This window comes from Nocardia aurantia, assembly GCF_009604425.1.
Taxonomy (GTDB): Bacteria; Actinomycetota; Actinomycetes; order Mycobacteriales; family Mycobacteriaceae; genus Nocardia; species Nocardia aurantia.
This window is the reverse complement of the sequence record NZ_WEGI01000009.1, coordinates 409,481-430,830: the sequence shown is the minus strand read 5'-3', so window position 1 is coordinate 430,830 and position 21,350 is coordinate 409,481. Positions and strand designations below refer to the sequence as shown.

Annotated in this window: 23 protein-coding genes; 16 read left to right on the top strand and 7 right to left on the bottom strand. The window is 69.2% G+C overall.

Annotation, left to right across the window (positions count from 1 at the left end):
• The first annotated feature begins 203 nt into the window (after positions 1-203).
• The 5 genes from NRB56_RS22190 to NRB56_RS22170 all read left to right on the top strand — a co-directional run bounded on the left by NRB56_RS22190 (position 204) and on the right by NRB56_RS22170 (position 5,358).
• Entirely contained in the window at positions 204-683 is a 480-nt protein-coding gene (locus tag NRB56_RS22190; RefSeq protein WP_153345109.1) for a helix-turn-helix domain-containing protein, read from the top strand.
• The gene (locus NRB56_RS22185) at positions 628-1,371 is read left to right on the top strand and encodes a nucleotidyl transferase AbiEii/AbiGii toxin family protein (RefSeq protein WP_319943347.1); all 744 of its coding nucleotides are present in this window, start codon (positions 628-630) and stop codon (positions 1,369-1,371) included. Before NRB56_RS22190 ends, NRB56_RS22185 begins: the two co-directional genes overlap by 56 nt.
• Positions 1,372-1,590: 219 nt before the next feature.
• Entirely contained in the window at positions 1,591-2,568 is a 978-nt protein-coding gene (locus NRB56_RS22180; protein ID WP_319943346.1) for an NADP-dependent oxidoreductase, read from the top strand.
• The gene (locus tag NRB56_RS22175; protein ID WP_153345105.1) at positions 2,565-3,179 is read left to right on the top strand and encodes a TetR/AcrR family transcriptional regulator; all 615 of its coding nucleotides are present in this window, start codon (positions 2,565-2,567) and stop codon (positions 3,177-3,179) included. The genes NRB56_RS22180 and NRB56_RS22175 overlap by 4 nt, the downstream gene beginning before the upstream one ends.
• 169 nt (positions 3,180-3,348) lie before the next feature.
• A complete protein-coding gene (locus NRB56_RS22170) occupies positions 3,349-5,358 on the top strand; it encodes an oxidoreductase (protein ID WP_319943345.1) in 2,010 nt (669 codons plus the stop codon).
• 52 nt (positions 5,359-5,410) lie between these two features.
• On the opposite strand, the gene NRB56_RS22165 is transcribed toward NRB56_RS22170, so the two are convergent.
• Positions 5,411-6,199 (bottom strand): SDR family NAD(P)-dependent oxidoreductase, encoded by a 789-nt coding sequence (locus tag NRB56_RS22165; protein WP_153345103.1) that lies wholly within the window; start codon positions 6,197-6,199, stop codon positions 5,411-5,413.
• Between the two features lie 319 nt (positions 6,200-6,518).
• On the opposite strand from NRB56_RS22165, the gene NRB56_RS22160 reads away from it, so the two are divergent.
• Entirely contained in the window at positions 6,519-7,274 is a 756-nt protein-coding gene (locus NRB56_RS22160) for a maleate cis-trans isomerase family protein (protein ID WP_153345101.1), read from the top strand.
• Between the two features lie 110 nt (positions 7,275-7,384).
• On the opposite strand, the gene NRB56_RS22155 is transcribed toward NRB56_RS22160, so the two are convergent.
• The gene (locus NRB56_RS22155; protein WP_153345099.1) at positions 7,385-8,374 is read right to left on the bottom strand and encodes an NAD-dependent epimerase/dehydratase family protein; all 990 of its coding nucleotides are present in this window, start codon (positions 8,372-8,374) and stop codon (positions 7,385-7,387) included.
• Positions 8,375-8,497: 123 nt separating this feature from the next.
• Positions 8,498-9,019 carry a winged helix-turn-helix transcriptional regulator gene (locus tag NRB56_RS22150; RefSeq protein WP_153345097.1) on the bottom strand — a complete coding sequence of 174 codons (522 nt, stop codon included), beginning with the start codon at positions 9,017-9,019 and terminating at the stop codon, positions 8,498-8,500.
• A gap of 82 nt (positions 9,020-9,101) precedes the next feature.
• On the opposite strand from NRB56_RS22150, the gene NRB56_RS22145 reads away from it, so the two are divergent.
• From NRB56_RS22145 to NRB56_RS22125, 5 genes are all read left to right on the top strand, one after another.
• Positions 9,102-9,614, top strand: coding sequence for an SRPBCC family protein (locus NRB56_RS22145; RefSeq protein WP_153345095.1), 513 nt, complete (start codon positions 9,102-9,104; stop codon positions 9,612-9,614).
• A complete protein-coding gene (locus NRB56_RS22140; RefSeq protein ID WP_153345093.1) occupies positions 9,614-10,654 on the top strand; it encodes an LLM class flavin-dependent oxidoreductase in 1,041 nt (346 codons plus the stop codon). Before NRB56_RS22145 ends, NRB56_RS22140 begins: the two co-directional genes overlap by 1 nt.
• A gap of 340 nt (positions 10,655-10,994) precedes the next feature.
• Positions 10,995-11,576, top strand: coding sequence for a PadR family transcriptional regulator (locus NRB56_RS22135; protein WP_319943344.1), 582 nt, complete (start codon positions 10,995-10,997; stop codon positions 11,574-11,576).
• A gap of 25 nt (positions 11,577-11,601) precedes the next feature.
• The gene (locus NRB56_RS22130; protein ID WP_153345089.1) at positions 11,602-12,393 is read left to right on the top strand and encodes a siderophore-interacting protein; all 792 of its coding nucleotides are present in this window, start codon (positions 11,602-11,604) and stop codon (positions 12,391-12,393) included.
• An 88-nt stretch (positions 12,394-12,481) separates the two neighbouring features.
• A complete protein-coding gene (locus NRB56_RS22125; RefSeq protein ID WP_153345087.1) occupies positions 12,482-13,375 on the top strand; it encodes a helix-turn-helix domain-containing protein in 894 nt (297 codons plus the stop codon).
• An 88-nt stretch (positions 13,376-13,463) separates the two neighbouring features.
• Here the strand turns inward: NRB56_RS22125 and NRB56_RS22120 are convergent, their stop codons facing one another.
• Entirely contained in the window at positions 13,464-14,675 is a 1,212-nt protein-coding gene (locus tag NRB56_RS22120; RefSeq protein ID WP_153345085.1) for a pyridoxal phosphate-dependent aminotransferase, read from the bottom strand.
• A 93-nt stretch (positions 14,676-14,768) separates the two neighbouring features.
• Between NRB56_RS22120 and NRB56_RS22115 the strand changes: the two genes are divergently transcribed.
• Together NRB56_RS22115 and NRB56_RS22110 are read left to right on the top strand one after the other, a co-directional pair.
• Complete coding sequence (locus NRB56_RS22115) at positions 14,769-15,353, top strand: helix-turn-helix domain-containing protein (protein WP_319943343.1); 585 nt, start codon at positions 14,769-14,771, stop codon at positions 15,351-15,353.
• Between the two features lie 50 nt (positions 15,354-15,403).
• Positions 15,404-16,057 (top strand): class I SAM-dependent methyltransferase, encoded by a 654-nt coding sequence (locus NRB56_RS22110; RefSeq protein ID WP_153345081.1) that lies wholly within the window; start codon positions 15,404-15,406, stop codon positions 16,055-16,057.
• On the opposite strand, the gene NRB56_RS22105 is transcribed toward NRB56_RS22110, so the two are convergent.
• Positions 16,036-16,755, bottom strand: coding sequence for a helix-turn-helix domain-containing protein (locus tag NRB56_RS22105; protein ID WP_319943342.1), 720 nt, complete (start codon positions 16,753-16,755; stop codon positions 16,036-16,038). The two genes, NRB56_RS22110 and NRB56_RS22105, sit on opposite strands and share 22 nt — an antisense overlap.
• Positions 16,756-16,857: 102 nt before the next feature.
• Between NRB56_RS22105 and NRB56_RS22100 the strand changes: the two genes are divergently transcribed.
• The gene (locus NRB56_RS22100; RefSeq protein ID WP_319943341.1) at positions 16,858-17,466 is read left to right on the top strand and encodes a maleylpyruvate isomerase family mycothiol-dependent enzyme; all 609 of its coding nucleotides are present in this window, start codon (positions 16,858-16,860) and stop codon (positions 17,464-17,466) included.
• 46 nt (positions 17,467-17,512) lie between these two features.
• Here NRB56_RS22100 and NRB56_RS22095 read toward each other — a convergent pair whose 3' ends face one another.
• Positions 17,513-18,712 carry a YbfB/YjiJ family MFS transporter gene (locus tag NRB56_RS22095; protein ID WP_319943340.1) on the bottom strand — a complete coding sequence of 400 codons (1,200 nt, stop codon included), beginning with the start codon at positions 18,710-18,712 and terminating at the stop codon, positions 17,513-17,515.
• A gap of 93 nt (positions 18,713-18,805) precedes the next feature.
• Here NRB56_RS22095 and NRB56_RS22090 point away from each other — a divergent pair, with 93 nt between their 5' ends.
• Positions 18,806-19,723 (top strand): LysR family transcriptional regulator, encoded by a 918-nt coding sequence (locus tag NRB56_RS22090; RefSeq protein ID WP_153345079.1) that lies wholly within the window; start codon positions 18,806-18,808, stop codon positions 19,721-19,723.
• Positions 19,724-19,764: 41 nt separating this feature from the next.
• Here the strand turns inward: NRB56_RS22090 and NRB56_RS22085 are convergent, their stop codons facing one another.
• Positions 19,765-20,679, bottom strand: coding sequence for an oxidoreductase (locus tag NRB56_RS22085; protein WP_153345077.1), 915 nt, complete (start codon positions 20,677-20,679; stop codon positions 19,765-19,767).
• 81 nt (positions 20,680-20,760) lie between these two features.
• Here NRB56_RS22085 and NRB56_RS22080 point away from each other — a divergent pair, with 81 nt between their 5' ends.
• Positions 20,761-21,345, top strand: coding sequence for a TetR/AcrR family transcriptional regulator (locus tag NRB56_RS22080; RefSeq protein WP_153345075.1), 585 nt, complete (start codon positions 20,761-20,763; stop codon positions 21,343-21,345).
• The last annotated feature ends 5 nt before the right edge of the window (positions 21,346-21,350 follow it).

Here is a 21,350-nt window from a genome sequence, read left to right as displayed (position 1 = left end):
TGTCTCATTCTGAACTTTTCAGCATCCGAGGACAGAATGAGATACACCTGCGCGCCGATCGGCGACACGAGCCGACGACTGAACGGCATCACCGCCGAGCAGGCAGACTCCTCCCCCACGTCGGACGGCGCACCCTCGCCTATCTACAGCAAGTGTTGCTCATTCTGCACATAACCGTCCATATGGATAGAATGAGCATCACTATGCCCGCCTCCAACCCACGTATCGATGAAACCGCGCGCGAGAATCTCTCCGCGCTCGGTGCGCATCTGCGCGCTCGCCGGAAGGCGCTGCGGGTGAGCGTGACCGTCGCGGCCGAATCGGCGGGCATGTCGAGGGCAACCTGGCACCGCATCGAACGTGGTGAGGCTTCTGTCACCGTCGGTGCGTACATGAACGCGATCTCCGCCCTGGGCCTCGGCTTGCATGTCACAGAGCCCGAATCCGGCGAGTGCCCCGACACCGAACCCGCCGCAGCCGAACCGATCCGGCTCGCGGACTACCCACAACTCCGGCGAATAGCCTGGCAACTGGGTGAATTCACCGAAGTGACGCCGCAGGAAGCACTCAACCTGTACGAGCGCAACTGGCGGCATGTCGATCGATCCGCCATGCAAGCACACGAACGTGACTTCGTTCAACATCTGGTCGACACCTGGGGAGGAGGGACTTTTCTTGTTTGACCGCGCACACCATCGCAGGATCGCAACGGTCCTCCAGGCACTCGACGGGGACTTGCTGGCGGCCAACGGCTGCCTGTTCGGCGGCGGAACCGCAATCGCCCTGCGCTACGGCGAATATCGCGAATCGGTGGATGTCGACTTCCTCGTCTCCGACAACGACGGCTACCGGGTGCTGCGCGAAAAGGTCACGGGCGCAGCAGGAATCTCCGCCATCACACGCAGGAATGCCGAACTTCCTGCAGATCGGCCGGTCCGAGCCGACCGTTATGGCATACGAACAGCGGTCCGGGTCGACGGCATCACCATCAAGCTGGAGATCATCGCCGAAGGACGTATCGCTCTCGAAACGCCCGGTGACGACGACCGCGTCTGCGGTCTGGCCGCACTCACCCCGTTGGATATGGCTGCCACCAAACTGCTTGCCAATTCCGATCGATGGCCGGACGATGCCGTCTTCAGCCGTGACATCATCGACCTTGCAATGATGACTCCCGATCGGCAGTTGCTGCGGCGTGCGATCGACAAGACCCGCATCGCATACGGTGACGCCATCGAACGCGACCTGACGAAAGCGGTACGCGCCCTTCGTGACCGACCCGGCCGACTCGATCAGTGCATGCGCGCCATGGAGATCACAACGGTGCCGAAAGCGCTGCTGTGGAAGAGGATTCGCGCGCTGGCCGCCTGAGCGGCATCGGGCATTTCAACACGTGGCCGGCGGTCGGGGCGGACTTTCGGCTGTAGCGAGCATCGATCCTCTGTGCCGTTGCCAACGAGACAGATCTGTCTCTATTCTCGACGAGACAGATCTGTCTCTTTTTCGGCTCGGAGGATGGGGATCCAGCATGATCGGCGAATCTACGGTGGGCCGGTGTGGTTGCACCGCAAGCGAATTGCGGGTGGGCGCGTGATCATCGGGGCAGCTCCGGAGGCGCCGGCGACCATGCTGGCCGCTCATCATGTTTCGTTCGGCGCTCCGCTCGTGGTGAGCGAATTGCCCAGGCCGGTGCCGCTTCCCGGGGAGGTGCGGATCAAGGTCGCGGCGAGCGGGGTCAATCCGATCGACGCGCACACCGGCCGAGGGAACGGCTATGTGCAGTCGATGAAGCTTCCGTTCGTGCCGGGCTGGGATGTGGCGGGGGTCGTCGACGCGGTCGGGTACGGGGTGACCCGGCATCGGGTCGGTGATCCGGTGTTCGGGTTGGCCTGGTTCCCTTATCCGGCAGGGACTTACGCGGAGTACGCGACCGTGCCCGCGCATCATGTGGTGCCCGTTCCGGCGGGCCTCGGTCCGGTCGAGGCGGCCGCGTTGCCGCTGTGCGGACTGACCGCCTGGCAGATGCTGCGGGCGGCGAAGGTGGAGCGGGGGCAACGGGTCGTGATCGACGGCGCTTCCGGCGGTGTCGGGCATCTGGCCGTGCAGATCGCGCATGCGCTCGGGGCGGAGGTGGTCGCGCTCGCCCGGTCCGAACATCATTCGCTGGTCGCCTCGTGGGGGGCCGACGAGTGCGTGGACTATCGGGACGATGCGGCGGTGGCGGCGATCGGTACGGCCGACGCGCTGTGCGATGTGGTCGGGGGTGGCCTGGCCCTGCGACTGTTCGATCGGATCGCTGAGGGGGGTTGTGCGGCACTCGCCCTGGGGTGGGCTGTGCCGAATTACCGGGCCGAGGCGGCGAAGCGCGGGATCGAGGTGGCTGCCTGTCTGGTCGAACCGGATCCCGAAGGGCTGCAGGCGCTTTCCGAACTCGTGGCGGCCGGATCGCTGCGGGTGCATGTCGGTGCGACTTTCGCACTCGCGGAGGCGGATCGGGCCCAGCAGTGGGTCACGGATCGGTCCGGTATCGGCAAGGCCGTTCTCGTGATGCCGGATCGAGCGGAATGACCGTTCGCCGAACCGGGCCCGGCGGCCCGCGCACTCCCCAGGTGCGCGGGCCGGCGCTTCGGGATGCGTTGCTCGACATCGCCTGCCGGCTTTTCTACCGCAACGGTGTGCACGCGGTCGGGGTGGACGAGGTCGTACGCCACGCCGGGGTCGCCAAAGCCAGTCTCTACCGGTGGTTTCCGACCAAGGACGCGTTGATCCTCGCGGTGCTCGATCGGGTGGATGAGTTGTTCTGGGCTCGGTGGGACGAGGTGGCGGCGGACTCGGCCGGTGACCCGGCGGTGGAGTTGCGTGGCCAGATCGCCTGGATGACGGATCGGGCGGCCTCGCCCGGTTATCGGGGCTGCGCCTTTGTGAACATCGCTGCCGAGTTCTCCGCGGGGCACAACGAGATTCGGGATCGGTGCCTGCGGCACGAGCGGGAGCTCGGTATCCGCTTGCGTGAGCTCGGGCGGCGTCTCGCCGTGCCCGATCCGGATTCGTTCGCCGATCAACTCCAGCTGGGGATCGTCGGCACCTTCACCACCGCGGGCCTGTTCGCCGGCGACGGGCCCGGCCGGCGGCTGCCGGCGCTCCTCGATGCGATCCTCGCGGCGCATCTCGGTCACTGAGCGCGTCGGCCCCCGTCGACCACGTGGATCGGGCACGCGGCGATCGCCCGCAGCCGCCACCGTCCGCTGGAAATGGAGCTTAACCCGTCCTGAACAGGCACTTCTCTATTCTTATAAACATTCACCGTTTTGCCTTCGGCACCGCCGAGGTTCCGATAACCTCTCGACAGTGTCCGAAGCCGAGATCCCCACCGGGTATCCCACGCTGTTCAGCCCGATCCGGCTGGGGCCGCGCACCGCGCGCAACCGGATCTGGATGGTGGCGCACGCGACCGAGTTCTCCACCGACGGGACATTCGCCGACGCCAGCGCCGAGTACTACGCCGAGCGGGCCCGTGGCGGTGTCGCCGCGATCACCATGGAGGCCATGGCCGTTCACCCGTCGAGCCAGCCGCGACGCGGTGTGATCCATGCCTACGATCCGGCCGTGGTGGCCAGTTATCGCAAGGTCGCCGCCGCGGTGCGGCCGCACGGGGCGCTGCTGCTCGCCCAGCTGTGGCATCGGGGGCGGCAGACCGACGGCATCATCTCCCGGCTGCCCACCTGGGCGCCGAGTCCCGTGCCCGACACCGTGTATCGCGAAATCCCGCACGAGATGACCGTGGCGGAGATCGACGAGTTGGTCGGGCACTATGTGCTGTCGGCGCGGCACGCGATCGAGGGCGGGGTCGACGGTATCGAGGTGCACGGGCTGGCGCACGGCTATCTGCTCGGCCAATTCCTTTCTCCCGCAACCAATCATCGCCGGGACGAGTACGGCGGGTCGTTCGAGAACCGGCTGCGGATCGTGCATCGGATCGTGACGGCGGTGCGCGAAGTCGTACCGGCGGACCGGATCCTGGGAATCCGGGTGAACAGCGACGACGGTGCGGTGACGGGCGGTCTCGGCAACGCGGACTGGGTGCGCATCGCGGCCGCGATCGACGACTGGGGGCTGCTCGACTACTTCTCCACCTCGCAGGGCACCTATCTCGACCGGATGCACATCTACGGGACGTCCGCGGCACGACCGGCCGGATACGAACTGGCCGACACCGCCAACCTCACCCGAGCGGTGTCGGTGCCGGTGGTGGCGGTCGGGCGGATCACCACGCCCGAGCTCGCCGAGGATGTGCTCGTCACCGGCAAGGCCCAATTCGTCGGTATGGCACGGCAACTCATCGCCGATCCGCAGTGGCCGGTCAAGGCGCGCGAAGCGCGGCTCGGCGATATCCGGCCCTGCGTCGGCGCGAACTGGTGCGTGGCGTCCTTCGCTCGCGGGCCGGTGTCGTGCATCCACAATCCGGAAGTGGGGCGGGAGCGGGAGTTCCGGCTCGACGGCGCCCGGCCTCGGCGTGGACGGCGGGTCGCGGTGGTCGGCGGTGGCCCGGCGGGGTTGCGCGCGGCGCTGAGCGCCGCCGACCTCGGCCACGAGGTCACCCTCTTCGAACAGGACGATCGGCTGGGCGGACAGGTCAATCTCCTCGCCCGGGCGGACTCCTACCGGGAGTGGTCCGGCGTGACCGACTGGCTCGCTACGCAATTGGCGGCGACGAAGGCCGAGGTTCGGCTCGGGCACCGGGCGACCGCCGCCGATCTCGCCGACTTCGCCGCGGTCGTCGTCGCCACCGGGTCGACACCGCTGCGGCACGGGTGGACCGCCCGGCGGCCGGATCGCTGGGCGCCGGATGTCCCGGCCGTGCCGGGGGCCGATCAGTGGAACGTCTGGACGCCGGTGGAGGTCCTCAGTGGACGCACCGAACTGCCGTATCGCATTCTGCTGGTGGACGATACCGGGGACCGGCAGCCGTTCGTCCTCGCCGAGTACCTGACCCGGCGCCGGCACGCGGTGCGGGTGGTGTCGTCGTTCCCGCAGTTCGGGCACGCGTTCGCCGACGGCCACGATCTGCCGTTCGCCTTCGGCCGATTGCGCCGGGCCGGAGTCGTTTTCACCCCGCACGTGGAGGTCACGGCGATCGTCGAGGACATCGTCACCCTCACCGACGTGTACACCGGCGAGACCTCCGAGCTGACCGACATCGACGGCGTGGTGTTCGTCCTCGGCAACGCCGCCGACGACGCGCTCGCGCGGGAGCTGGCGGACAGCGGGCCGCAGGTGCATGTGATCGGCGACGCCCAGGCGCCCCGCCGGATCTTCAACGCCATCTGGGAGGGGGAGACCACGGCCAGAAGACTGTGAGAGCGGCGCCGGCCGCCCGGGCCGACCGGGACGGTCCACGCGCCGCGGATGTTCACGAAGTGGGCAGACCCGATTTCTCGGCTCCCATACCGGAGAACCCGACCGAATAACCTCCGTCCACGGGCATCAGGGTGCCGGTGATGTACGAGGCCTCGTCACTGGCGAGAAACAGGGCCGCGGCGGCGATTTCGTCCGACAGGCCCCATCGGTCCATCGGAATTCCGGGAAGCCGCCATATTCCCGGCGGCGGTTCCGGAGATTCCTGGGCCATCGGCACCAATCCGGTCCAGATGGTGCCGGGGCAGACGGCGTTCACTCGGATATTGTCGTCGGCATAATCGAGCGCGGCGGCCTTCGTCAATTGATTGACACCGGCTTTCGCCGCACCGTATATCGAATGATGTTTGAAACCGACCACCGCCGTCGCCGACGACACGTTGACGATGGAACCGCCACCGTTTTCCCGCATCGAGATGATGCCGTACTTCATACAGAAGAAGACGCCTCGGAGATTGACTCCGTGCACGCGGTCCCAGTTCTCGGTGGTCTGTTCGTGCAACGGCTTCAGACCGCCGCCGAATCCGGCGTTGTTCACCAGGATGTCGACCCGGCCGAATTTCTCCTCCGCCGTCGAGATCATCCGCCGGACGTCGTCCTCGTCGCTGACGTCTGCCCTGATACCTGTTGCGCTGCCGCCGATTTCGGCTGCGACGCGGGCCGCGCTGTCGCTGAGGCTGACGCCGAGAACCTGTGCGCCCTCGGCCGCGAATCGGTGGGCCATCGCCTTACCGATTCCAGAACCCGCTCCGGTGATGACGGCGACCTTGCCACGTAGACGCATGCGACCCTCCTGGGGTATTTCCGCTGCCGCGCCACGACAGGATGCCGAGCGATGCTTCGACGGAAATCGGGGAGATCGGCCGGAACAGGCTGCGAGCAAAGCTTTCCGACGGTGTGCGGCAAGGAATCAACTGAATAGATCACTGAGATCATGTAACGGCACACCGGCCATGTCAACCCGGCGACCGCGCCGCCGGAATTGCCGATCGGGAGAAATCCGGATCCACTTGCCGGAAGTTTTCGCCTGCGCTACAACTGTAGTGGCGATTGCGCGGCCGTCGATTCGGTCGCCCCGGGGGGCGAGCAGGACGGAGTATGTGATGACCGATGCGCTGGGATGGCGGCTGAAGCTCGGCGTGGTGACACCGTCGGTGAATACCGTGGTGCAACCCGAATACGACGACATGCGCCCCCGCGGTGTCACGAACCATATCGCGCGTATTCACATCGCCGACTGGGTCACCGACGACGACAACGATTTCGCGGGTCTGGTGGGAGATATCGACCGCGGCGTGGACGACGCCGTCGCCCGCGTGCTGACGTGCGAGCCGGATTGTGTCGTGCTGGGGGTGTCGATCGAGGCGGTGTGGGGTGATCCGGAGGCCGGCAACGGCATTCAGGAACGTCTGCGGGCCCGGTTCGGCGCCGGCCTGCGCCTCGTCCACGCCGGCGACGCGATCCCCGCGGCACTGCGAGCGGTCGGCGTCGACGACGGGCCCATCGGGGTCCTCACGCCGTATCAGCCCGGCTCCGAACCGCATCTGCGGGCCTTCGTCGAAAGTTGCGGCTACGACCTGCATTCCGCCGTGCACCTGCGTTGCCCGACAGCAGTGCAGATCGCGCACACCACCGGTGAGACCATCAGGCGCGAACTGAGCGCCCTCGCCGAGAAGCGGCCGCGCGCGATCGTCCAGTTCGGCGCGAACATGGCGGTGGGCAGGATCGCGGCCGAGGCCGAGCAGTGGCTGGGTCTGCCGGTCCTCGCGGTCAACACCGCCACCTACTGGTATGCCCTGCGCAGCAACGGAATCGAGGACCAGGCCGAGGGTTTCGGCCGGCTGATGGCCCACCACTAGGTCACATCCCGGCGCGGCCGGATGCGGGCCACTCCCCTCCGGCCGGCCGCTCACGGCCGCCGCCAGTCAGCCAGCGGCCATCGGCCGCCGCCCGTCGGCCGCCACCGCGGTCAACCGGTTACCCGATCTGTGTAGACCCCCGTGGGGGCCGAGTGGTAACCCTTCGCACCGACCGTGGCGGCGAGCGGACTGCGCGCGGGCCCGCCGGACCGCACCGAATCGATGACGGCCCGGAAGTCGTATCGTGGCTCCCAGCCCAGGGCGGCCCGAGCCCGGTCATTGACATAGACCCGGTCCAGCGTGGGAAACATCCGCCACCCCCAGCGCTCGTAGTCCGCGGCGATCTCCGGAAACAGGCGGGCCACCACCGCCGGCGCGTCGACGGCCAGCTCAGCGAGATCCCCCGGACCGAACGGCGTGGTCGCGCTGACGATGAAACGGCCGAACCCGAGTTCCGGCGCCCGTTGCGCGGCCAGGAGATGCGCCTCGACGACGTCCGCGAGATCCACCCGTCGATAGAGAAACTCGTTGACCTTCAGATTGTCGTCGGAGTAGACGGTGCGCACCTCGTCCCGGTCGTCGGGTTCCGGAAAGAACCGCGAGGTGCGCAGGACGACCACCGGCAGGCCGAGATCCCGCGCCGCGAGTTCGGCGAGATCCTCGGCCGCGACCTTGGTGGCGCCGTAGATGTTTCGCACCACAGGATGGACATCCTCGGTGATCCAGGCCGCGGGCTCCCCCGCCGCCGGGGTGAGTGCGCGCCCGAAAGCACTTGTGCTGCTGGTGAACACGACACCGGCGACCCCCGCGGCCGACGCCTCCTCGAGTACCGTCAGTGTGCCGGTCACATTGGTGTCGACGAAGTCCTGCCGCCGGTGGGATCCGACATGCGGCTTGTGCAGCGTCGCGGTGTGCAGCACCCGTGTCACACCGTCGAGCGCGCGCCGCACGGCTGCGCGATCACCCACCGACCCGGCGATCGTCGTGAACGGGGACTCGAGCACGTCCAGTCCGACGACATCCTGTCCGCGCGCCCGCAGGGTCCGGACGAGCGCCTCGCCGAGATGTCCCGAACTACCGGTGACCAGAAACCGTTCCATGCTGCCGATCGAACCGCCGGACCCGCACGGTGGCAACCGAATAAGCGCCCGCACCTCGGATCGGTGACCGGAGCAACTCCCGGCGGACCGCACGGCGGTGGTGGCACAGATCGACTGCCCCCGTCAGCGGCCCTCCGCCGGTGCGGGGTCGAGGTGGAAGCGGCGGCGGACGTCGGGGCGACTCAACAGTTTCGCGGGATAGCCGGGGCCGGGGCGGGAAGTGACCTCGTCCCAGGCGAGTGGTTGCCCGCAGTGTGAGCAGACCACTTCGGCGCCGGTGTCGTGGCCGCAGGTGTCGTGATGGGTGGTGACCGGCGGGCCGGCCTCGCCGGACAGCCAGCGGTCGCCCCAGGCGGTGACGACGAGCAGCACGCCGTGGAAGTCGCGGCCGGATTCGGTGAGCAGGTATTCGTAGCGGGCGGGGGTGGTCTCGTAGGCGTGTTTCGCCAGCAGGCCCGCGGCGACCAGGCGGGCCAGGCGGTCGGCGAGGGTGTTTCGGGGGATGCTCAGTTCCTGCTGGAAGTCGTCGAAGCGGCGGATACCGTAGAACGCCTCGCGCAACACCAGCGGGGTCCATGCGTCGCCGACCAGGTCCATCGTCCGCGCGACCGAGCAGGGCCAGCTGCTGAAAGACGTGCGTTTCATGCCGCCAGTATACGAGTCTCTTCTCTAGACTCACCAGGTAGCGATAGTCTAATGATGCAACTATGCGGGAGAGGAGTGCGTCATGGAGTGGACCGGGGCGCGATACGCCGACACCCCGACCGTGGCGGCGGAGACCTATATCGAGGCGCCGCCGGAGCGGGTCTGGGCGCGGGTGAGCGATATCGGGCTCATGCCGGCCCTGAGCACCGAACTGCGTGAGGTGTCCTGGCTCGACGGCGCCGACGCGCCGCGGGTCGGCGGCCGGTTCGTGGGTCGCAGCGCGCACGAGGCACTCGGCGAGTGGGAGACAATCAGCACCATCGTGGAATGCCGGCCGCCGGAGATCTTCGCGTGGGCGGTGGGTGATCCCGAAAACCCCGCCAGCGTCTGGCGTTTCGCCCTCCGGCCGGAGGGATCCGGCACCGTGCTCGAGCAGTGGATGCAGATGGGCCCGGCGCGTTCCGGGCTGAGTTTCGCGATCGACGCGATGCCGGACAAGGAGCAGAAGATCGTGTTCGTGCGGCTGCGCGAATTCGAGCGCGGCATCGAGGCGAATCTCGCCGGCATCAAGGCTGCGCTGGAACAGGATTCGTGATGCGCACCGCGACGACGATCGAGGCGTCCGGCGACTGGCGGGAGACCGCCGAATTCGTGCTCGAGGCGGAGAAATCGGGCCTGGACATCTGCTGGGTCGCCGAGGCGTGGGGCGCGGACGCCGCGACCCCGCTGGGCTGGCTGGCCGCACGCACCGAGCGAATCCTGCTGGGCTCCGGAGTGATTCAGCTCGGCACCCGCTCTCCGGTGACCATCGCCCAGACCGCCATGACGCTCGCGCGGCTGTCCGGCGGCCGGTTCCTGCTCGGACTCGGCGCCTCGGGCCCCCAGGTCGTCGAAGGTCTGCACGGAATTCCGTTCGCGCATCCGCTGACTCGGATGCGGGAGACCGTCGAGATCGTGCGGGCTGCCGCCACCGGCGAGAAGATCGCTTACAGCGGAAAGCATTTCACCATCCCGCTGCCCGGCGGGGAGGGCCGGCCGATGCGGTTGAGCATGGAACCCGTAGCGGTCCCCGTCTATCTGGCCACCCTGTCGCCCCGGATGCTGGAGCTCACCGGCGAGATCGCCGACGGCTGGCTGGGCACCAGTTTCGTACCCGAGGGGTCCGCCGCCTATTTCGACCATCTGGACGCGGGACTCGCGCGCTCCGGCCGTACCCGGGCCGATCTGGACGTCTGCCAGGGGGCGGAGATCCATATCGTCGACGAGGATCGGCTCACCGCGGTCGTGGACAGCCGGAAGAAAGAGCTGGCTTTCTCGTTGGGCGGCATGGGTTCCGGCGCCACCAATTTCTACAACGCCGCCTACAGCCGGCAGGGCTGGGCGGATGTCGCCGCGGCGGTGCGGCAGCGGTGGCAGGCCGGTGACCGCACCGGCGCCACCGCGCTGATCACCGACGACATGGTGCTGGCCACCACGCTCATCGGCACCGAGGCGATGATCCGGGACCGGCTGGGCGTCTGGCAGGCGACGGGCATCGACACCGTCCGCCTCTACCCCGCAGGCGACACGCTCGCCGAGCGACTCGACAACCTCGGCCGGGGTATCGACCTGGTCCACGCTCTCCGCGACCGGTGACCGCACCGCCGCACGGCCATCACGCGCGGCTTTCGGTCCACCGCGCGTCATGCGATTGACCGGCCGTCGCGTCCCCACCTACGCTCCCTCTGGTGAACATTGTTCACCAGAGGGAGACGGAGCGGCCTGTGGAAACGACCGAAGTGGTGATCGCCGGCGCCGGACCGACCGGACCGATGCCGGCCCGCGAACTACGACCGGACCCGGCGCCGATCCCGCAGCGGCACCGAACATCCGGTTCGGACTGCCGGTGCCGACGGCGGGTCAGCAGGCCAACAGGCGGCGCCGTCCGGCAACGAATCTCTTGCTTCCGCTATATCTTAAGATATATCTTGGGACAGTGAGCCCGCGACGTCCCGCCGACTTCGGCGGCATCGGGCCGGGGACCGGTCGATTCTTCGGCCCCGGCGAACTGCGGCTGGCGCTGCTGGCGCTGGTCGCCGAGCAGCCCGGCCACGGGTACGACCTGATGGCCCGGCTGGAGAAGCGTTGTGGAGGCGCCTACCGGCCCAGCGCGGGAGCGGTCTACCCCACCTTGCAGCAGTTGGAGGACGAGGGTCTGGTCCGGCTCGAAATCGACAGCGGGCGTAAGGTTTTCCACCCGACCGCGGCCGGTCTGGCCGAGGTCGGCGGGCACGGCGAGGAGATCGATCGGATCTGGGCCCGGGCCACCGAGCGCGGCGAGTGGGGCATGTTCCGTGATCCGGATGCCGCCGAGATCATCGGGCCGGCGTTGCGCCTGTTCAAGACGGCGGTGTCCACCATCGTGCACGCGCACGGTGATCCCGCCGTCGTCGACCAGGTCCGCGACGTCCTCGCCGCCGCCACCCGCGACCTGCAGCACCTGAAGACCGACGTCAAGCGGCTGCACCGCGAACACCACCAGCATCACCGCCGGCACCGCGGCCGGCGCACCGAATGAGCGCATCCCCGAGCGAAGGTCATCCATGGCGCACACCGACACTCCCCAGTCCCCCGGCCGTCCGGCCGCCCAACCGAGGTCTCGCGGGCTCGGCGACCGGTTGCTCGACCGGTTCTTCCACACCGCCCGAGTACTGGAGACCGAGCGGATCGCCGCCCGCACCACCCGCATCCGGCTGGGCGGCCCGGAGGTCCGGGAGCTGAGTTGGCTTCCCGGACAACAACTCCGGATCGCCACCGGCACCGGGGACAGCGGCAGCGCGTTCGCCCGGATGGGCGATCTGCGGACCTATTCGGTGTGGCATCACGACCCCGAGGCCGGCGAGCTGCATCTGTGCGTGCTCGACCACGGCGACGGCCCCGGCGCGCGCTGGGGCCGCACCGCACAGGTCGGTCAGGAGGTGCGCTTCCGCGGCCCGGAGGGTTCGTTCACGTTGCGCGACGACGCGCCGTACCACCTGTTCGCCGGTGAGGAGACCGCGGCCGTCGCCTTCGGCCCGATGCTGCGCACGGTACCCGCCCACGTGCCGGTGTACGGCGCGGTCGAGACCGCCACCGAGGCCGACCGGCTGCCCCTGCACCGCGCCGCCACGCTGGCCCAGCCGCTGCGCGGCGGCGAATCCGCCGCCGCCTCGGAGATCCTGCTCACCGCGGTCCGCACCCTGGACCTGCCTGCCGAACCCGGCGCGGCCTACCTGGCCGGCGAGGCCCGCACCATCCAGATGATCTCCAAACACCTTGTGCACGAGCGTAACTGGCCGCGCCGCGCGATCCACACCAAGCCGTTCTGGACGCCCGGCCGCCGCGGCATGGACTGACACGATCGGGAAGCCGGTGGGTTGCCGGTCGCCTTCCGGGTACCGGCAGACCCTCCCTGCGCCGCCGGATCGGCCGTAGCGTGGAGGTATGGACAATCGCTCGGAGATTCGGGAGTTCCTCCGTTCTCGACGGGCCAGAATCACCCCGGAGCAGGCCAACTTGCCCATTCACGGCACCAATCGGCGGGTGCCGGGGTTGCGCCGCGAGGAAGTGGCGCTGCTGGCGGGAGTGAGCGTGGACTATTACGTGAAGCTGGAGCGCGGCAACCTCAGCGGGGTGTCCGACGAGGTGCTGAGCTCGATAGCCGGCGCGTTGCAGCTCGACGAGGCCGAGCACGCGCACCTGTTCGACCTGGCCCACGCGGCGAACGCCCGGCCGGCGCCGCGACGACGGCCCGCGGCGGTGCAGATCCGGCCGAGCCTGCAGCGTTTCCTCGACGCCATCGCGACCCCGGCATGGGTTCGCAACGAGCGGATGGATTTCCTCGCCGCCAACGAACTCGGCCGCGCCCTGTACTCGGACATCCTGGCGAGCCCGATCCGGCCGGCCAATACGGCCCGGTTCGTGTTCCTGGATCCCGCAGCGCGCGAGCACTATCCGGAATGGGCGGACGTGGCGGCCGATATCGTCGCGGTGCTGCGCGGTTCCGCCGGGCGCAGTCCGCACAATCGGGCCCTGATGGATCTGATCGGCGAATTGGCCACGCGCAGCGACGAATTCCGCACCCGCTGGGCCGCGCACAACGTCCGATTCCACCGCACCGGCCGTAAACGGTTGCACCACCGGATCGTCGGCGAGCTCGAACTCACCTACGAGGCACTGGAACTGCCCGCCGATCCGGGGCTCACGCTGTTCGCCTACACCGCCGAGCCCGGCACGCCCAGTGCCGAGCGATTGCGATTGCTGGCGGAATGGGCCACCACGCTGACCGCCATCGACCATGTCGATCGGATCCCCCGGGCCGGCACCCTGCCCTCGTGACGAGTACCCGCCGCAATCCGGTCCGGGCCGAGCCGCCCTCAGCCGGGATACGGCCGGGGACGGCCGCGAACCGGGAAACCCCGCGCCGCTACTGTTTGTAGCTGGCCAGGAACCGGCCGATGCGCTCGATGAAGGCCTCGAGTTCGTCGGCGTACGGCAGCGTGATGATCCGGAAGTGGTCGGGGCGCGGCCAATTGAATCCGGTGCCCTGCACGATGTGCAACTTCTCCTGCAACAGCAGATCCAGCACGAACCGCTCGTCGTCGTGGATCCGGTACATGTCCAGGTCGATGCGGGGGAAGGCGTAGAGCGCCCCCGCCGGTTTCACACAGGACACACCCGGGATCGCGTTGAGCGCCTCCCAGGCCCGGTCCCGTTGCTCGCGCAGCCGGCCGCCCGGCAGCACCAGATCGCCGATGCTCTGATAGCCGCCCAGCGCGGCCTGAATCGCTTGCTGCGCGGGAACATTCGCACACAGCCGGAGACCCGCGAGCATCGACAGGCCCTCGAGGTAGTTCTCCGCGTGCTGGATCGGCCCCGATACGGCCAGCCAGCCGGAGCGGAACCCGGCGCACCGATAGGCCTTCGACAGCCCGGAGAAGGTGAGGCACAACAGATCCGGCGCGAGCGCGGCCACCGCGGTGTGCGCCGAACCGTCGTAGCGGATCTTGTCGTAGATCTCGTCCGAGAACACCACGAGGTGGTGACGGCGGGCGATCTCCAGGATCTGGCGCAGCACCTCCGGCGGATAGACCGCGCCGGTGGGGTTGTTCGGGTTGATGATCACGATCGCGCGGGTGCGGTCGGTGATCTTCGACTCGATGTCGGCGGTGTCCGGATACCAGTCGGAGCCCTCGTCGCAGATGTAGTGGACCGGGCGGCCGCCGTTGAGCGTCGTCGCGGCGGTCCACAGCGGAAAGTCCGGCGCCGGGACCAGCACCTCGTCGCCGTTCTCCAGCAGCGCGGTCATCGCCATCATGATCAGTTCGGAGACCCCGTTGCCGAGGAACACCTCCTCGACGTCGAGGCCGTCCACGCCGAGGGTCTGGTAGTACTGCACCACCGCGCGCCGCGCGGGCAACAGGCCCTTCGAGGAGGAGTAGCCGCTCGACGCCGGCAGCGAGCGGACGATGTCCTGCAGGATCTCCGCGGGCGCCTCGAAGCCGAACAGCAGCGGGTTTCCGGTGTTGAGTTTCACCACGTGGTGCCCCTCGGCCTCCAGCCGCGCCGCCTGTTCGGCCACCGGGCCCCGAATCTCGTAGGAAACGCCCGTCAGCTTGCTCGACTGTTTGACCTGCATCAACATCCTCTTTCCGGTGCGGTTGACGGACACTCTACTTGGTTTTTCCAAGTTCGCACTTGGAATTTCCAAGCGTTGGCCTACAGTGAGGGTGTGCCACGCCGAAGCTACGACCACTACTGCGCCGCCAGCCGAGCCCTCGACGTCGTGGGCGACCGCTGGAGTCTGCTGGTGATCCGCGAACTGTTCCCGGGCCCGCGCCGCTACAGCGACCTGTTCGCCGACCTGCCCGGCATCAGCACCGACGTGCTCGCGGCCCGGCTGAAGGATCTGGAGGGCGACGGCATCATCACCCGGCACCGCGTCGGGCCGCGCGCGACGACCGCCGTCTACGAGCTCACTCCCGCCGGGGTCGCGCTGCGTCCGGTCCTCGACGCGTTGTCCGTCTGGGGCACAACCCTTCTGGGTGAACGCCGGCCGACCGACGCGGTACGCGCGCACTGGTTCGCGCTGCCGCTGGGGCGGGCCGTCGCCGCGCGCATCACCCGCGGCGCGGTGACCGTCCACATCGGCGACACCACATTCCACATCGTCGTCGGCGACGACGGGATCACCCACCACGACGGACCCGCCACCACTCCCGACGCGGAGTTGCGCCTCGACTGGGAAACCGCGAGCGCGGTGGCCGCCGGCGAGTTGCCACTGGCCGACGCGGGCGTCTGGGCGCCGGTGCCCTGACGAGCGATCCGCTCGAGACCGCGGCCGCCCGGACCATCGAGACTGTCGGCATGACCGAGAACACCTTCACCCCGGCGCTCGGCCGGTTCGCACCCACCCGGTTCTACGATGCCGTCGTCGCGCTGACCCGCGAACGACTGTGGCGGGCACTGACCGTCGCCTACATCGCGCCACGCCCGGACGATCTGATCGTCGACGTGGGGTGCGGCACCGGGTCGTTGTCGCTGCTGCTCGCCCGGGTGGAGCCGAGGGCCCGGATCGTGGGCGTCGACCCGGACGCCGAGGTGCTGGAGACCGCGCGGCGCAAGGCCGCGGCCGCCGGGCTGCCGGTGGTGTGGCTCACGGGGATGGGTGACGCGGCGCCGGAGCTGGTGGGAGCCGGTACCGCCGACACGGTCGTCTCCAGTCTGGTTCTGCACCAATGCCCGATGGCGGTGAAGCGGTCCGTGCTCGCGGCGATGTACGAGGTGCTGCGGCCGGGCGGCAAGGTGGTCGTCGCAGACTACGGACTCCAGCGAACACCGTTGATGCGCTTGGGCTTCCGAGGAGTCCAGTTGGCCGACGGCAAGTCCGACACCCAGCCCAACGCCGACGGCGTGCTGCCGGACCTGCTGTCGGCGAGCGGTTTTCGCGACGTGCGGGAGGCCGAGGTGGTTCCGACGGTGACCGGATCGATCTCGATCTATGTCGCACACCGGGACTGATCGCTCAGCGCCGCCAGCACCACCGCCGGTGTGAGACCCATCATCTCGCGCATCCGGCGGGTGAAGTGCGCTTGATCGGCGAATCCGGCCGTGATCGCCGCCGCCGCAAGCGATTCCCCCGCGCCCAGGGCCTCGGTGGCCCGGCGCAGTTGTGCCCAGATGCGCCACCGGGCCAGCGGCATACCGACCTGCTCGCGCGCCAGCGCGCGCAGCCGCTGCGGCGAAAGGCCCACCAGCGCGGGCAGTTCGGGGAGCGTGACCGTGCCGTCCCGCAGCAGGTTCAGCGCGGTCACGAGCCGGGGATCGAGCTCACCGGACGGACTCGGCCCGGCGAGATCCGACGCCCTGAATCCGCTCAGTTCGGGTGCGGCGATGATCCCGCTACCGCCACGCCCGGATCGGGCCGCCTGCTCGACGAGGGCGCGCAACCGGTCGGCCGACACACACTGCGGCTCGACGTAGAAGGTGTGCAGATCCTCGGTGGCGAGCAGGCGGTGCCGCATCATCGGCGCGACCAGCAGAGCCTCGCCGTGATGACGAGTGCCGGTCGGCGCCATCATCGTGATCTCGCCCCGCTCGGCCACGGCGATCTGAAAGGCGGCGTGGCGATGGAAGGCCGAGTCCGCCGTCGGGCCGCGGTAGACGCCATATCCATCGCCGATCGCGAAGCTGTGCACCGGCCCAGACTCGATCACCACATACCGATGGTGCCGTACCGGGCTCGGTCCCGAGCCGTCCGGCACGGTTCTGTGACCTTTCGCCGCGGTCGAACGTCGCCGGCACGCCGGTATGCTGACCGCGTGAGTGTGCGGGGGATGATCACGGACGAGCGGCGGGATCTGATCGCCACGCTGCGAACGCTTTCCGACGAGGAATGGGAGGCTCCCTCGCTGTGCGGGGGCTGGCGGGTGCGCGATGTCGCGGCCCATCTGTGCTCGGATGCGGTGTCGCCGTGGACGTTCGGCAACGTACTGGTGCGGCAGCGTTTTTCGTTCGACGGGCTCAACGACGCACTGGTGGAGCAGAAGCGAGCGTGGCCCGTCGAGCGGGTCCTCGAACTACTGGAGTCGACGGTCGGCAGAGGGGTGCTGTCCGCGACGATTCCGGGCGTGATCCTCGCCGATTCCGTTGTGCACCATCAGGATATTCTGCGACCGCTCGGCCGTACCCGCACCGTCCCCGCCGATCGGTTGCTGTTCACCCTGTCGCATCCCGATCCGTTCGCCCGACCGTGGCGGATCATCGAGGGCCTGCGATTCGTGGCGACCGATGTGCCCTGGTCGCGGGGCACCGGTCCCGAGATCCGCGGCCCCGGTGAGGCACTCGCGCTGGCGATGGTGGGACGCCCCGTCGTGCTCGGCGAACTCGAGGGCGACGGTGTCGACCGACTGCGGGACCGATTGTCCTGAAACGTCTTTCGGTTCGGGTCGAAGTCCCCGGTGACGGATCCGGGCATCACGTATCGGCGCGATCACACCGTGGCGCCGACCGGCTCGGTCCACCGAGATGATCCGGGTAGCCGACGCGCAGCAACGCGGCGGCGACCGCGGCGGCGAGGACGATCAGCGCGCCGAGCAGCAGCGCAGACTGATAGCCGTGGTGCAGCAGGGGGGTGACCACGAGCGGTCCGAGGATCTGGCCGACCGAATAGCCCGCGGTCAGCAGCGCCACCGAACGCGGGAAGTTCAGGTGGGCTCCGACCGCGAGCGACAGGGTGGCGGCACCGAGGAACGTGGCGCCGAACAGGATCGCCGCGATGGCCGCGGCAAGGGTGCCGCCGATCACGGCGGGCAGCGCGATGCCCGCCGCCTGCAACACCAGCGCGGCCGACAGCAGCGTGGGCCGTGACCAGCGGCGGACGAGCCACGTCCACAGGGCCGCCGACGGCGCCGCCGCCACCCCGACGAGCACCCATGCCGCCGTTCCGAGCGGGCCGTGCGCGCCTTGATCGATCGCGGCCACCAGGAAGGTGCCCGCGATGATGTACCCGACGCCCTCCAGCGTGTAGCTGGTGAACAGGGCCACGAACCAGCGATGCGACGGCGGCCGCAGTTTGGACGGCGTTGCCGCGTCGCCACGATCGAGCGGCAGGGACCAGCCCGCCACGGTGAACAGCGCGGTCAATACGGCCGCCGCCCACCACGCGTCCCGCCAGTCGCCGATCGAGCGCATCAGCAGCACCAGCAGTCCCGACCCGGCGATCCCGGCCCCGACTCCGCCGATCCCCCAGCCGGCCAGGTGAGCGTGCCGGTCGCGCAGCCGATCCAGCAACACCCCGGCGGCGACGACGAAGATCACCGCGCTGGCGACCCCGGCGAGCAGCCGCAGCGTCAGCCACACCGCGGTGGTCCGGGTCAGCGGCATCGCGGCAACGGTCACGACCAGCAGGATCAGCGAACCCCGGAAAACCGGCCGCGAACGGGTCACGCCGGGCGCCGCGACACCGATCAGCGCGCCCAGGAGATAGCCGAGGTAGTTGGCGGTGGCCAGGCCGGCGCTCGCCGCCGGGGTCAGACCGGCGTGTGCGGTCATCAGCGGCAGGATGGGCGTGTAGACGAAGCGGCCGACGCCCATACCGGCGGCGAGGGCCGCGCCGGCCCGGCCGACCAGCCCCCACGGCCGCGTCTGCTCGACCGGCGAATTCACGAGGATCACGCCTCATCGTGTGGTCGCCGGTCGCGCGGCCGCCACGACCGGCATGCTCCCGTCTGATAGGCGCAACCTCCCACCGCACGTAGCATCGGGAGTATGGAGCTGCGCCAGCTCGGTTATTTCGTGGCCGTCGCCGAGGAACTCAATTTCGGCCGGGCGGCCAAGCGGTTGCTGATCGCGGGCCCGTCGCTGTCGCAGCAGATCAAGGCACTGGAACGGGACCTCGGCGTGGCGTTGTTCGTGCGGGATCGGCGCAGCGTGGCGCTCACCCCGGCCGGTTCCGCCCTGCTGCCGGACGCGCGGGCCCTGCTCGACGGGGCCGACGAACTGCGCCGGCGCGCCGGACGATTCGCGGGCTCGGAGTCGGTGCGGCTCGGTTACGTGAACTGGCTGCCCGCCGAGCTGGCCGAGCGGGTGGCCGGGGTGGCGCGACTGCATCTCGACACCTGGGTCGCACCCTCCCACACGCAGGCCGCGCGGGTCGCCGACGGCAGCCTGGACCTCGCGGTGTGCTGGATCCCCACCGGCGATCTCGCCCGCTCCGGGCTGTGCGCGCGGCTGCTCGGCGCGGACCGGCTCTACGCCGTATCGGCCGCCCCCGGCGGCGGCCCGATCCCGGCCCGGGAGGTCACCGTGCTGGTCGACGACGACGATACGGCCTGGTTGTCGTGGAATGTGTTCGCCGAGCAGTTCGCTCGCGACACCGGTGCGCCGATCGTCCGCATCGCGGACGGCGGCGTCACCGGTCCGGCCTTCTTCGACCACGTCCGCGATCTCCGCCGCCCGGTGCTGAACTGCCCGAAGGGGCAGACGACCGCGCTGCCGGCCGATCTCGTCCGGCATCCGATCGTCGCCCCGGAACCGGTATGGACCTGGTCACTGGTGACGCGGAAGGACGGCGATCGGCCCGCCGTCTCGGCTGCCGCGCAGGCGATCTGCCGGGAGGTGGACGATCTCGGTCTCGGATCCGCCGAAATCTGGCTGCCCGCGGACGATCCGCACCGGCCGCGCTGAGCGGCCGGTGTCTCACGTTGCGCGACAGGGGTTTCCGGCGCTCAGCCGACCTGTTCGGCAACCGCCGGATCCGGGTAGCGGACGCCGGTGAGTTCCTCCGAGACCGCCCACAACCGCTCCTGGCGCTCGCGGTCGCGGGCCCGCTCGGCGGGCTCGACCACCACCGGATAACCGCGAACCTCCAGAAGCCCTGCGGGACCGTAGTATTCACCGCCCGCGGCGCCGGGATCGGTGGCCGCGCGCAGGGTGGGCAGCGCACCCATCGCCGGTGTGCGGCCCAGCAGCACGGTCAGCCCACGGTTGAGCGCGCGCACCGGGGCGGGCGCGTAGCGGGCCACCTCGGTGTTCGCGCCGCCGGGATGGGCTGCCAGCGACCGGGCGGCGGTGCCGGCGAGCCGCCGGTCCAGCGCGTAGGTGAACAGCAGATTCGCGAGTTTCGACTTGCCGTAGGTGTTTCCGCCCGGGGCGGCCGGGTCGGCGGCCTCGATGCGACCGGCGCGGTGGCCGAGGCTACTGACGGTGACGACGCGGCCCTCCGGCGCCGCCGTCACCCGATCCAGCAGCAGACCGGTGAACGCGAAATGACCGAGATGATTGATGCCGAACTGATTCTCGAAGCCGTCCTCGGTGACGCCCTTCAGGCCGGTGACCCCGGCGTTGTTGATCAGCAGATCGATGCGGTCGTAGCGATCGCGCAGCGCGGCGGCGGCCGTGCGAACCGACTCGAGGGAGGCCAAATTCAGCGATTCGGTGTCAACCCGCACTGACGGAACGCTGTCCTCGATGCGCGCTGCCGCGGCGCGGGCCCGGTCCGCGTTCCGGCAGGCCAGTACGACGGTGGCGCCGTGTTCGGCCAACGCCCGGGCCGTCTCGAATCCGAGCCCGGTGTTCGCACCGGTGACGACCGCGACGCGGCCGTGTTGATCGGGAATATGGGCCTCGGTCCAGGTGCTCATCGTGTGCCCTCCTAACATGAACCCCCAGTTCACCTTAAAAGTGAACCAGCCGTTCATGTTCTAGGCAAGTATGGTGACCGGATGACCGACAGGCGCCCCCGCGCGGACGCGCAGCGCAATCGAACAGCGATCGTCGAGGCGGCGCGCGATCTCGTGATCACCACGGGCCCTGAGGTCGGGATGGACGAGATCGCCGCGGCTGCCGGTGTCGCCGTCGGCACGCTCTACCGGCACTTCCCCTCGAAAGCCGTTCTGCTGGAAGCGATCGTGGACGACCTGTCGACCTCGATCGACGAATCCCTCACCGCCGCAGCAGATCGCGTGGAGGACGGCGCGAGCCGGCCCGAGGACGAGATCACCGCGCTGCTGGCGAACATCGTGCTCGAGGTGCGCCAGGAGCGGTTGCTGCGCTTCACCGCCGCGGACCCGGCGGCCGATTCGCTGCGCCGGGTCCAGGAGCGTGGCCGTACCGTGGTCGAACGGCTGGTCGCCGCGGCGCACCGCAACGGCGCACTGTATGCCGACGTCACCGTGGACGATGTGATCCTGCTGCTGACCACCGCCCCCAGCGACGGCGTCCCGGAATCCGAGCAGCTGCGCTGGCTGGACCTGGCCCGCCGGGCGCTCGGCCCACTCCCCCGCGACGTCTCGGAATCTGTCTCATAAATCGC